This window comes from Dyella japonica, assembly GCF_040545895.1.
GTDB lineage: Bacteria > Pseudomonadota > Gammaproteobacteria > Xanthomonadales > Rhodanobacteraceae > Dyella > Dyella japonica_D.
The window spans coordinates 318682-331399 of the sequence record NZ_JBEPMU010000002.1 but is presented as its reverse complement, the minus strand read 5'-3'; the positions used below and the strand labels follow the sequence as shown (position 1 = coordinate 331399).

Genomic DNA, 12718 nt, shown 5'->3' with positions numbered 1-12718 from the left:
GCGGCCGGGCGGCCAGCCATGACGATGATCCGTCATGAAGCCGCGGTGCCCCTGTCGGCCGCGGGTCGGAGGTTCGACCAGACCTTGGCCGAGATGTTCCCCGACTACTCCCGTTCGCGCCTCACGGCGTGGATCAAGGCCGGTGCGGTGACCCTGGACGGTGCCGTCGCGCCGCCCCGCCAGTTGTTGCGTGGCGGGGAAAAAGTCCAGCTGCAAGCGGAACTTGAGACCGAAGTGGAGCTGGAACCGGAGGCCATGGCGCTGGATATCGTCCATGAGGACGACCACGTGCTGGTGCTGAACAAGCCGGCCGGGCTGGTGGTGCATCCGGGCGCAGGAAATAGCGCCGGCACCCTGCTGAACGCCTTGCTGCACCACGATCCGAAGCTGGCCCAGCTGCCGCGCGGCGGCATCGTGCACCGCCTGGACAAGGAAACTTCGGGCCTGATGGTGGTCGCCAAGAGCCTGGCGGCCCATACCGCGCTGGTGGACATGCTGTCGCGCCACGACGTGGAACGCCAGTACGAGGCCGTGGTGCTGGGCACCCTGGTAGCCGGCGGCACGGTGGACGCCCCGATCGGGCGCCACATGGGCGACCGGCTGCGCCAGGCCGTGCGTGACGAGGAGGACGGCAAACACGCCGTCACCCACTACCGCCTGCGCGAGCGCTTCCGGGCCCACAGCCTGATCCAGTGCAGCCTGGAAACCGGCCGCACGCACCAGATCCGCGTGCACCTGGCGCATATCGGCCATCCGCTGATCGGCGATCCGCTGTACGGCGGCGGTCTCAAGCTGCCCAAGGGCGCCACGCCCGAGCTGGTGGCGACGCTGCGCGGCTTCCGCCGGCAGGCGCTGCATGCGGAACGGCTGGCGTTCGAGCACCCCGTCACCCACGAGCCGCTGTCGTTCAGCGCCGAGCGCCCGGCCGATCAGCAGGCCCTGATAGACGCCCTGCGAGCCGACACCGCCCAAGCCGACCCGGACGAATGGCGGTAATGCCCGATAGCGCCTGGCTGATCCCGGATTGGCCGGCGCCCGCCGGCGTGCGGGCCGCGGTCAGCACGCGGCAGGGGCCTGGCGTGTCCGAAGGCCCCTGGGCGCGCTTCAATCTCGGCGCCCGCTGTGGCGATGTGCCCGAGGCGGTGGTTGCCAACCGGGCGGCCGTGCGCCGCTCGCTGGGGCTGGACCGCGATCCCCACTGGCTTCAGCAGGTGCATGGCGTGGATGTGGCCGATGTCGATCGCCTCGCCGATGGGCACGAACCACGGGCCGATGCATCGGTGACGCAGCGCGCCGGCGAGCCGCTGGCCATCCTCACGGCCGACTGCCTGCCGGTGTTGTTCTGCTCCACCGACGGTCGTGCCGTGGCTGCTGCGCACGCAGGCTGGCGTGGTCTGCAGGCCGGCGTGCTGGAAGCTGCACTAAACGCCATGCAGGTGCCGCCGGCGCAGGTCATGGCCTGGCTGGGTCCGTGCATCGGCAAGGCCAGCTACGAAGTGGGCGCGGAAGTGCGCGACGCCTTCACGGCGTTCGATGCCGGCGCGGCCGAGGGTTTCGAATCGACGCGGCCGGGTCACTGGCTGTGCGACCTGGCGTGGCTGGCGCGTCGCCGCCTGCAGGGCGCAGGCGTTGCCAGCGTGCACGGCGGCGGGTTCGATACGCGCACCGACGACCGCTTCTATTCCTATCGCCGCGATGGCGCGCAAAGCGGTCGTTTCGCCAGCCTGATCTGGCGGGAAGCCTGACGCGCTCCCGCGGAACGCGTTCAACGCATCTTCACTCGGCAAGGCGACGCAGGAAGGCGTTGCGCCACGCGGTGACGTCCTGTTTCTCCAGCACGTCCATCATGCGGCGCCAGCGGACGCGCCGCTCGTGCAGGGACATTTCCAGCGCAATGCCCAAGGCTTCGGCCACCTCTTCGGTGTCGGCCGGATTGACCAGCAGCGCGTCGCGCAATTCCTGCGCGGCGCCCGCAAAGCGCGACAACACCAGCACGCCGGGATCCTCGGGATCCTGGCTGGCCACGTATTCCTTGGCGACCAGGTTCATGCCGTCGCGCAGCGGCGTCACCAGTCCCACGCGTGCGCTGCGGTAGTAGCCGCTGAGCAGGCTATGCGGATAGGAGTTGTTGACGTAGCGGATCGGTACCCAATCCGGCGCCGCATATTCGCCGTTGATGTGGCCGGCCATGCGCTCGAGCTCGCGGCGGATCTGCCGGTATTCAGGCACGCCGCCGCGCGAGGTGGGCGCGATCTGCAGGAAGCTCACCTTGCGATGCAGTTGTGGCGAACGTTCGAGCAGGCGCGCATAGGCGTGAAAGCGCTCGGGCAAGCCCTTGGAATAGTCCAGGCGATCGACGCCGATGATGAGCGCGCGACCTTCCAGGCTTTGCCTCAGGTCATGAATCTCCTCGTGCTCGTCGGCATGGCTCGCCCATTCGGCGACCGCGGCCGTATCGATGCCGATGGGGAACACTTCGGCGCGAAAGTTGCGCCCTTCTGGCGTGCGGATGCGTCCGTCGCGCCGCATGGTCGCGCCCACTTCGTAGAGGAAATATTCCTGCAGCGCGCGTTGGTCGCGCGGCGTGTGCAGGCCGACCAGGTCGTAGCTCGCTAAGGTTTCCAGCAGTTCGAGATGGCGCGGCAGCGCAATGAGCAGACTGGCGGCGGGCAAGGGCGTATGCAGGAAGAAACCGATGCGGTTGCGCACGCCGCGCTCGCGCAGCATCGCGGCTAGCGGTATGAGGTGATAGTCGTTGATCCACACCAGGTCGTTGGGCCCGATCAGCGAGATCAGCTGCTCGGCGAAGAGATTGTTGACGCGCAGATAGCCGGCCAGGTGCTTGCGGTCGTAGTCGACCAGATCGGGCCGGTAGTGCAGCAGCGGCCACAGCGTGCGATTGGCGAAACCGTCGTAGAAGTCGTCGTGATCGGTGCGCGACAGGTCCATGGTGGCGTATTCCACCTGGCCATCCGTTTGCCGGTGCACTTCGCCGCCGGCTTGCCGCGCCACTTTGCCGCTCCAGCCGAACCACACGCCACCGCGTTCCTGCAGGGCCGCCCTCATCGCCGAGGCCAGCCCGCCGGTGGCGGTCTGGTCGGGTAGTGCCACGCGATTGGAAACCACGATCAATCGTCCCTGACTTCTTCCGTTCCGCACCGCCATCATCACAATGCGTCCTCCCAGCGTCTCGATAGACGCATGGCGGCCTGGATCAGGCCCACCATCGAATAGGTCTGCGGAAAATTGCCCCAGTGCTCGCCGTTGGCCGGCGCGATGTCTTCCGACAGCAGGCCCAGCGGATTTCGTTGCGCCAACATGTGCTCGAACATCATGCGCGCGCGTTCCCGGCGTCCCGTGGCGGCAAGCGCCTCGATGTACCAGAAGGTGCAGATGTTGAAACTGGTTTCCGGCGCGCCGAAATCGTCGGGCGCGATGTAGCGGAACAGATAGTCGCCGCGGCCCAGCGCGACGCCGATGGCATCGACGGTGGCGATGAAGCGCGGGTCCATCGCGTTGACGAAACCGATGTCCGCCAGCAACAGCAGGCTCGCGTCCAGATGTTCGCCATCGTAGGCATCCACGAAGGTGCCGAGCTTCTCGTTCCACGCACGCGCCTCGATGCGCGCGTGCAGGGCAACCGCTTCGTCGTGCCAGTAGCGCGCGCGCTCGTCCAGGCCCAGTTCCGTGGCGATGTGCGCCAACCGATCGCACGCTGCCCAGCACATGGCGGCGGAATACGTGTGAACCGCTGCGCGGCCGCGGTATTCCCAGAGTCCCGCATCAGGCGTTTCGGCCACACGCAACGCCAGTTCGCCCATGCATTCCAGTCGGCGGAAAGTAAGCTCGTCGCCGGGATGTTCCAGGCGGCGATCGAAAAAGATCTGCGAGGAAGCGAGCACCACCGAACCGTACACGTCGTTCTGGCGCTGCCGCCACGCGTCGTTGCCCACGCGCACCGGGCCCATGCCGCGATAGCCGGCCAGGCTTGCCACCTGCGTTTCGGGCAATTCGTGTTCGAAGGTGATGCCAAACACCGGACCTATCTCGTTGTCGCCATCAGCGGCGACCAGGTTGAAGACGTAGCGGATGTACTCCTCCATGCTGCGGGTGGCGCCGAGACGGTTGAGTGCGCGCACGGTGAAGGCCGCGTCGCGAAGCCAGCAGTAGCGGTAGTCCCAGTTGCGCCCGGAATTGGCCGATTCCGGAATGGAGGTGGTGAGCGCGGCGACGATGGCGCCGGTCGCTTCGTACTGGCACAGCTTCAGCGTGATGGCGGCGCGGATGATCGGCTCCTGCCACTCGTACGGCACCGACAGGTTGCGCACCCATTCGCGCCAATAGGTGAGCGTGTTCTCCAGCGTGTGGTGGATGAAATCGGCCGGGCTCTCCGTGAGCGTTTCATCCGGACCGAACACGAAATGCGCCGGTTTCTCGAGAAAAAAAGGCAGCCCGCGTTCGATCATGGTGGACGACACGTCGCTGGTCAGCCGTTGCACCACGCCATCGAGCAGGAAACGGATGTGATTGCTGCCCGAGGTGCTCTGCGGCGTTTCGCTGCCGTATTTGCAGAGCGGACGCAGCCGCACGCGGATGCGTGGCGAACCGCCGATGGGCCGCACGCGGCGCGCGATGAGCACGGGATGGTAGAAACGGCCGCGCGTGCGGAAGCGCGGCATGTAGTCGACGATCTCCACGCCCGAGCCGTGGTGATCGTACAGACGCGTCACCAGTACCGCCGTGTTGGGCATGTAATGCTGCTCGGCGCGGTCGATGTCTTCCAGTTCGATCGACCAGTCGCCCCCTTCACACTGTGGCGACAACAGCGCGCAAAAACTCGCGTCGCCGTCGAAGCGAGGCAGGCAACACCACACGATGCGGCCGCGACCGTCGATCAACGCAGCAACGCTGCCGTTGCCGATGACACCCAGTTCCAGAGACGACGTCGGCTCTGGATTTTCCTGGGTATCAGGCGTTTCCTCCTGAGGAGTGGGCATGCGAGAGGGCTCCATGCTTGAGTGCGTGCAGCACGCGGAACAGCCAGGCCCGCGCGGCGGCAGGCTCCGGCAGCGAATAGCGGGCGAGGCTTGGTTCGCGGGAACCCACGCGAATGCTCAGTCCGCTCTGGAGATTGGCCGTGGCAAAGCCGTGTTCGTCGGTCAGGTCGTCGCCGACGTAGACCGGCTGGCGCCCGCGGAAGGGCCATGCCGACATCAGGTTGGCCACCGCCGAGCCCTTGTCCATGCCCTCGGGTTTCAGTTCGATCACCAGGTTGCCCGGCTGCATTTCGTAGCCGGCCAGCGAGGGCAGCACCTGCGTCACGCGCTCGCGCAAACGTTCGAACTGTTGCGGCGAGGTGCGGCAATGCAGGGCGATGGCCATGCCTTTGTCTTCCAGCAGCACGCCCGGAAGCTCGGCAGCGATGGACCCGGCGATGTCGCGCACCAGCGAGCGGCGGCTCGCGCCGATGTGCACGCCGCGATAGCGGCCGTCGGCACCACGCAGTTCCAGGCCATGCAGGCCGGCCATCGCCCACGGCGGATGGCCAAACAGATCGTCGAGATCGTCGAGGCTGCGGCCGCTTACCAGCGCGAGCGCCCCATCGAGGGCGCCGTAGAGATCTTCCATCAGCTCGCGCAGGCGCGAGTCGACGTAGACGTGATCCGGGTGATCCGCAAAGTCGAGCAGCGTGCCGTCGACGTCGAGAAACAACGCCCAGCGGTCATCCACGCCTGGCATTGGCGGAGCCGGGAGGAGCGGTTGGGCGGACATGGCGGAGTGGGGCACGGGGGATAGCACGAAGCCAGACTATCAACCCAAATGTGAAGGCAAGCTCTGGGCTCCCCTTACGTATTGGCTGAAGGAAAGTCGTACACCTTGCGTTGACGCGGCTTGAATCACGCGCGGGTGATCCGCATGTGTTTGGGTAGTGGCGGCGAGGGCCGCCAGATCCTATTGATCGAGGGGACAACCCATGAGGATGGACAAACTTACCTCGCGTTTTCAGCAGGCGTTGGCCGATGCGCAATCGCTCGCCGTTGGACGCGACAACAACATGCTTGAACCGGTGCACGTGATGGCCGCGCTGCTCGACCAGCAGGGCGGTTCCACGGCGCCGTTGCTGACGCAGGCGCAGGTGAACGTGCCTACGCTGCGCCAGCGCGTGAATGAAATGGTGGATCGCCTGCCGCGCGTCAGCGGGCAGGAAGGCAATATCCATGTCGGCAACGAGCTGACACGCCTGCTCAACCTCACCGACAAGCTCGCGCAGCAGCGCGGCGACCAGTTCATCGCCAGCGAACTGTTCGTGCTTGCCGCCGTGGAAGACAAGGGCGAGCTGGGCTCGGCGCTCAAGGCCGCCGGCGCCACCAAGGCCAACATCGAAGCCGCCATCGAGAAGGTGCGCGGCGGTGAAAAGGTGCAGAGCGAGAACGCGGAAGACCAGCGCCAGGCGCTGGAGAAATATTGCATCGATCTTACGGCGCGCGCCGAGTCGGGCAAGCTCGATCCGGTGATCGGCCGCGACGAGGAAATCCGCCGCACCATCCAGGTGCTGCAGCGTCGCACCAAGAACAATCCGGTACTGATCGGTGAACCCGGCGTGGGCAAGACCGCCATTGTCGAAGGCCTGGCGCAGCGCATCGTCAAGGGCGAAGTGCCTGAAGGCCTGCGTGATCGCCGCGTGCTCGCGCTGGACATGGGCGCGCTGATCGCCGGCGCCAAGTTCCGCGGCGAATTCGAGGAGCGCCTCAAGGCGGTGCTCAACGACCTGTCCAAGCAGGAAGGTCGCGTCATCCTCTTCATCGACGAATTGCACACCATGGTCGGCGCCGGCAAGGCCGATGGCGCCATGGATGCAGGCAACATGCTCAAGCCCGCGTTGGCGCGCGGCGAACTGCATTGCATCGGCGCCACCACGCTGGACGAATACCGCAAGTACATCGAGAAGGATGCCGCGTTGGAGCGCCGCTTCCAGAAGGTCTACGTGGGCGAGCCCAGCGTGGAAGACACCATTGCCATCCTGCGTGGCCTGAAGGAGCGCTACGCCGTGCATCACGGCGTGGAGATCACCGACCCCGCCATCGTGGCGGCGGCCACGTTGTCCAATCGCTACATCCCCGATCGCCAGTTGCCCGACAAGGCCATCGACCTGATGGACGAGGCGGCCTCGCGCATCCGCATGGAAATCGATTCCAAGCCGGAAGAACTCGATCGCCTGGAGCGTCGACTGATCCAGCTGAAGATCCAGCGCGAGATGCTGAAGAAGGAAACCGACGATGCGTCCAAGAAGCGCCTCGCCGATCTCGAGGCGGATATCGAAAAGCTGGAGCGCGAGTTCTCCGACCTCAACGAGATCTGGAAGTCCGAAAAGGCCGCGCTGCAGGGCGCGACCAAGGTGAAGGAGCAGATCGAGGCCGCGCGCGTCGAACTCGAAGCGGCGCAACGCCAGCAGGATTACGCCAGGATGAGCGAGATCCAGTACGGCAAGCTGCCGGAACTGGAAAAGCAGCTCGCCGCCGCGCAGGCCGCCGAGAAGCAGGACTTCAAGCTGGTGCAGGATCGCGTCACCGAAGAGGAAATCGCCGAGGTCGTGTCACGCTGGACGGGCATTCCCGTCAACAAGATGCTCGAAGGCGAGCGCGACAAGTTGCTGCACATGGAGGACGCGCTGCACAAGCGCGTGGTGGGGCAGGACGAGGCCGTGCGCGCGGTGTCCGACGCCATTCGTCGCTCGCGTGCGGGCCTGTCCGATCCCAATCGCCCGAACGGCTCGTTCCTGTTCCTCGGCCCCACCGGCGTGGGCAAGACGGAGCTGTGCAAGGCGCTGGCCGAGTTCATGTTCGATACGCAGGACGCGATGGTGCGCATCGACATGAGCGAGTTCATGGAGAAGCACTCCGTGAGCCGGCTCATCGGCGCGCCTCCGGGCTATGTCGGCTACGAGGAAGGCGGCTATCTCACCGAGGCCGTGCGTCGCCGCCCGTACAGCGTGATCCTGCTGGACGAAGTGGAGAAGGCGCATCCGGATGTGTTCAACATCCTGCTGCAGGTGCTGGACGACGGTCGCCTCACCGATGGCCAGGGCCGCACGGTGGACTTCCGCAACACCGTCATCGTGATGACCTCCAACCTCGGCTCGCAGATGATCCAGGAGCAGGCCGGCGATTCCGAAGCCGACTACCTGCAGATGAAGGCGGCGGTGCTGGGCGTGGTGCAGGCGCACTTCCGTCCGGAGTTCATCAACCGACTCGACGAACTGGTGGTCTTCCGTCCGCTGGAGAAGAAGCAGATCCGCAAGATCGCGCTGATCCAGCTCACCTATCTGGAAAAGCGCCTGGCCGAACGCCAGCTACGCATGGAGATCAGCGAGAAGGCGCTGGATTTGCTGGGCAACGTGGGCTTCGATCCGGTGTATGGCGCGCGTCCGCTGAAGCGGGCGATCCAGCAGCAGCTGGAGAATCCGCTGGCGCGGGAAATCCTGGAAGGGAAATTCCAGGCAGGCGCGACGATTGTGGTGGAAGCGGCGCAGGGGCATTTGACGTTCCACGCGCAGTAAGCCGTTGGCTTCTGTTTGAGTTGCTGTTGTGGCGCCCGTCCTGTGTGAGCAGGGCGGGCGTTTTGTTTTTGGACGTCCATTTTGGTGGCGAAGTGTTTGCACCCTCTCTGCGCCGGGGAGAGGTGAGAGCATGGGTGCCTCCATCGTGGGATTGGCACCTTCATGCTCGTGAGGAGCAGCCTTGCCTCATGGTGTAACAGTGCTGTTTCTTTTGCTCGTCATTCCTGCGAACCCCCAAAGGGGGCAAGGGCAGGAGGCGCTTTTCAACAGCCGAAGGCTGGTCATCCAGTGACTTTGCGCTTGGTTGTCGCGGTACGGCGACCTGGCTCGCCTGCGGCGGGCTTCCGACCTGCTGCCGCAGGCCGGGTCGCTTTTCTTTGCTTGCTCAAAGAAAAGTAACCACCGAGATGGTGGCAATGCCAAAAGAAAGAGCACCCCGGATGACGCGCCTTCCGGGCTTTCAGCCCTTCAGGTTCGCGGTCGGGTTACGGGGTTTTTCGACAGGACATCCGTGTCCTGTCGAAAAACTGGCCGGCATCCATGCCGGCCACCCTGCGGGCTTTCCTCCACCCGCCCGCCGCTGTCATACGGGGACCCCAAGAGCCAGAGCCAAAGCTCGCAGCAGTAGTGTTTTCGCGAGCACCCGCCCCCTCTCCCCAACCCTCTCCCGCAAGGGGAGAGGGAGAAGTGCGGTACGCGGAGAAGGCGTGAAGAGCGAAGCCAAAGCAAAGGCCGATGCGAAGCGAGGCTCCGACTTAAGTCCTCTGCGATTCGGGCGCGTTGCGCAGCGCTTGGGAGTGCTCGCTATGTGGCCTCCCATGGGTGTCCCGCCACAACCATCCTCTAGCGTTCGGGCTTATCCCAGCACAATGCTGCGAGCCTTTGCTCTGAAGGCCATTTTCTTTGGGTTACTTTTCTTTTGGGCCAGCAAAAGAAAAGTGACTCGAGCGGCGGCAGCCGATCGAAACGCCCGCCGCGTAGGCAGCCAGATCGCGGCAGCGCTGCAAAAGCGCGGGCAAAGGAATCGCGATAACCAAGAGCAAAGTCACTGGATGACCAGCCTTCGGCTGTTGAAAAGCGCCTCCTGCCTTCGCAGGAATGACGAGCGGGAGGTCTTCGGTTGCCTGTACCGGAATGACGAACTGGCCCTGCGGCGCAGGATCACGAGATATAGGCGACCAGCGAGTACTTGCGCCTCGCCACCATAAACGTGGCCACGCCACCGTAAAGGTGGCCATGCCTCGGCCATCGCCCAGCAGCGAAACAAGGGCTCGCCAGCCCAACGCCCCCCAGTCTGTTACCATTCGCCCCGCCTGAGGTGACCCCCAGCCAGTTGGCTGGAGGTTGAAACGGGAATCCGGTGCGGCGCATGAGCGCTTATTCCGGAGCTGCCCCCGCAACGGTAGGCAGGCGCGATCCAGATGGGGATCGACGGAGCGACATCAGCCACTGTGCCACGCGCATGGGAAGGCGTCGTTCCGGAAGACGTGACGTCTTCGCCCGCGAGCCCGGAGACCGGCCTCGAGGCACGACCAGACAGGCGGTGGGCCGTGTCATGGATGCCGCGCTCGCGCACGGCCGCCACGCTCCTCCTGCCTGTCTATTTCCCATGCGATCCGCGCGGGCAGGCGCGGTTGAGGAGTAGTGCTTTGACCACCCGAATTTCCACGATCCGTCGTTCCGTATTGGCGACGGCGCTTTTGGCCATCGTCTTCCCTGCGTTCGCCGACGACACGACCAACCTTGACGGCGTCGTCGTCACGGCCACGCGTACCGAGCAGACCCAGAACCAGACGCTTTCCGCGGTGACGGTGATCGACCGCGCCGATATCGAACGCCTGCAACCATCGTCGCTGGCAGACCTGCTGCGTGGCACGCCGGGTATGCAGATTGCCAACAACGGCGGCCCCGGCAAGGCGACCAGCGCGTTCCTGCGTGGCACCGAAGCCGACCATGTGCTGGTGATGATCGACGGCGTCAAGATCGGTTCGGCCACGCTGGGTACCGCGGCGCTGCAGGACATTCCGGTCGACCAGATCGAGCGCATCGAAATCGTGCGCGGGCCGTTCTCCAGCCTGTACGGCTCCGAAGCGATCGGCGGCGTGATCCAGATCTTCACGCGTCGCCCGGAAGGCGCCTTCGTGCCGTCCTTCAGCCTGGGCGTGGGCAGTTATAGCCATCTGAACGGTTCGGCGGGTTTTGCCGGCAAGAGCGGCGATGGCTGGTACTCGCTGGAGGCGTCGCACGACCAGACGCACGGCATCAATTCCTGCCGCGTGGGTGCGGCCGAAGTGGGCGCGGCCTGCTTTGCCGATCAGCCGGACAAGGACGGTTACCGCAACAACGCGCTGACGCTGCAGGGCGGCTACAAGTTCGACGAGCAGTGGGACGCGGATGTGCGCCTGTTCCGCAGCGAAGGCCACAACTACTACGACGGTACGTACACCGACTCCGACAAGAGCGCCACGCAGGTCGTGGGCGGCAGCGTGCACTATCGCCCGGCGTCCAATGTGAAGCTCACGCTCAGCCTCGGCACCAGCGGTGATTTCAGCAAGGACTTCTACCAGGGCGTGTACGTCGATCGTTTCGACACGCATCGCGATCTGGGTTCGTTCCAGGCGGATATCGGTTTCTGGGGCGGCTTGCTGACGACTGGCTTCGACTGGCAGCGCGACCACGTGGACAGCAGCGCAGGCTACGTGAATGCGTTTACCGGCGTGCCGGTGAACAGCCGCATCGACCGCGGTGGCTTCGTGCAGTGGCAGCAGACCTTCGGCAGCCAATCGGTGCAGGCCAGTGTGCGCCATGACGACAACAGCCAGTTCGGCAGCAAGAACACCGGCAGCGTGTTGTGGGGCTGGGACTTCACCCAGACGCTGCGCCTCACGGCCAGCTATGGCACCGCGTTCAAGGCGCCGACCTTCAACGACTTGTACTACCCGTTCTACGGCGACCCGAACCTCAAGCCCGAGCGTTCGCGGAATATCGAGCTCGGTCTTCGCGGCAGCTACGACTGGGGCTACTGGTCGTTGAATGCGTTCCGCAACAACGTCACCGACCTGATCACCTACGACGCAGCCACGCAGGCGCCGGGCAACGTGGACCAGGCGCGCATTCGCGGCGCGGAAGGCGTAGTGAGCGGGCACGTGCTGGGCTGGCTGGTCACGGGAACGGCCACCTGGCTGGACCCGCGCGACGAATCCACCGCGTACGAAGGCAATCTGCTGCCGCGTCGCGCGCGACAGACGGGCAACATCGATCTGGATCGCAGCTTCGGCGACTTCAGCGTGGGTGGCACGTGGTTCGTCTCGGGTCGTCGCTACGACGACCTGGCCAATCAGCATCCGCTGGGCGGCTACGCCATCACCAACCTGCGCGTCGCCTATGCCATCTCGCGCGATTTCAAGCTGCAGCTGGCACTGAACAACGCGTTCGGCAAGGACTACGAGACGGCCTGGTACTTCAACCAGCCGGGTCGCAACTACATGCTGACCCTGCGTTATCAGCCCGCGCAGTAAGCCATGACGCCGGGGCCCGCGAAGGCCCCGGCGTTTTTCCATGCATTCGACTAGGAGTCGCGTCGTGAAAGCTCTCTCCGGTTCCCGTTTCAACGCGCTGTGGCTGCTGCTGATGGCGGTGATGATCGCCACCCGCTTCAAGCATTTCGGCGACATGCTGCATCTGCCTGATGCGTCGATGGCGTTGTTCTTCCTCGGTGGCCTCTACCTGCGTCGGCATTGGACCTTTGTAACGATGGTGCTGCTCGCGGTGGCGCTGGACTGGATTTCGATCAGCTACGCCGGCGTGAGCGCCTTCTGCGTGACGCTGGCGTACTCATTCCTGCCATTGGCCTATGCGGTGCTGTGGTACGCCGGGCGCTGGTACGCGCCGCGGGTGAATCACGGTGCGTTGTCGCTGCTGGGCGCCTTTGGCGTGGCGGTGTTGGCAGCGGTGGTGTCGTTCGCCATCTCCAACGGTTCGTTCTACTGGCTGGGTGGCCGTTATGCGCAGCCGCACATGACCGAATATCTCTCGCGCCTGTGGCAGTGGGGTCCGCTGTTCGTGCGTACCACGATCAGCTATGTCGCGGTGGCGCTGGTGCTGCATGCCGTGATCGTGCGCGTGGCATGGTCTTCCACGGCGCAACAGAAGGAAGCTTGA

At 65.0% G+C, this 12718-nt stretch carries 9 protein-coding genes and 1 riboswitch; of the genes, 5 read left to right on the top strand and 4 right to left on the bottom strand.

Annotation, left to right across the window (positions count from 1 at the left end):
* Nucleotides 1–18: 18 nt before the first annotated feature.
* On the top strand, nt 19–996 hold the full coding sequence (gene rluD, locus ABIC75_RS08180) for a 23S rRNA pseudouridine(1911/1915/1917) synthase RluD (protein WP_354013351.1): 978 nt from the start codon (nt 19–21) through the stop codon (nt 994–996).
* On the top strand, nt 996–1745 hold the full coding sequence (gene pgeF / locus ABIC75_RS08175) for a peptidoglycan editing factor PgeF (protein WP_354013350.1): 750 nt from the start codon (nt 996–998) through the stop codon (nt 1743–1745). Before rluD ends, pgeF begins: the two co-directional genes overlap by 1 nt.
* 31 nt (nt 1746–1776) lie before the next feature.
* On the opposite strand, the gene otsA is transcribed toward pgeF, so the two are convergent.
* From otsA to otsB, 3 genes are read right to left on the bottom strand one after another with little or no spacing between them, the layout of a single operon-like run.
* Nucleotides 1777–3165, bottom strand: coding sequence for an alpha,alpha-trehalose-phosphate synthase (UDP-forming) (gene otsA / locus ABIC75_RS08170; protein WP_354013728.1), 1389 nt, complete (start codon nt 3163–3165; stop codon nt 1777–1779).
* 2 nt (nt 3166–3167) lie between these two features.
* On the bottom strand, nt 3168–4997 hold the full coding sequence (locus ABIC75_RS08165) for a glycoside hydrolase family 15 protein (RefSeq protein WP_354013349.1): 1830 nt from the start codon (nt 4995–4997) through the stop codon (nt 3168–3170).
* The gene (otsB, locus tag ABIC75_RS08160) at nt 4969–5739 is read right to left on the bottom strand and encodes a trehalose-phosphatase (RefSeq protein ID WP_354013348.1); all 771 of its coding nucleotides are present in this window, start codon (nt 5737–5739) and stop codon (nt 4969–4971) included. Before otsB ends, ABIC75_RS08165 begins: the two co-directional genes overlap by 29 nt.
* Nucleotides 5740–5974: 235 nt before the next feature.
* Here otsB and clpB point away from each other — a divergent pair, with 235 nt between their 5' ends.
* The gene (clpB, locus tag ABIC75_RS08155) at nt 5975–8557 is read left to right on the top strand and encodes an ATP-dependent chaperone ClpB (RefSeq protein ID WP_354013347.1); all 2583 of its coding nucleotides are present in this window, start codon (nt 5975–5977) and stop codon (nt 8555–8557) included.
* Between the two features lie 908 nt (nt 8558–9465).
* Here the strand turns inward: clpB and ABIC75_RS08150 are convergent.
* Nucleotides 9466–9795, bottom strand: a complete 330-nt coding sequence (locus ABIC75_RS08150; protein WP_354013346.1) for a hypothetical protein — start codon at nt 9793–9795, stop codon at nt 9466–9468.
* Between the two features lie 61 nt (nt 9796–9856).
* Nucleotides 9857–10095, top strand: a riboswitch (cobalamin riboswitch).
* A gap of 21 nt (nt 10096–10116) precedes the next feature.
* Here ABIC75_RS08150 and btuB point away from each other — a divergent pair.
* On the top strand, nt 10117–12075 hold the full coding sequence (gene btuB, locus ABIC75_RS08145; protein WP_436407905.1) for a TonB-dependent vitamin B12 receptor: 1959 nt from the start codon (nt 10117–10119) through the stop codon (nt 12073–12075).
* A 64-nt stretch (nt 12076–12139) separates the two neighbouring features.
* The gene (locus tag ABIC75_RS08140) at nt 12140–12718 is read left to right on the top strand and encodes a hypothetical protein (protein WP_436407894.1); all 579 of its coding nucleotides are present in this window, start codon (nt 12140–12142) and stop codon (nt 12716–12718) included.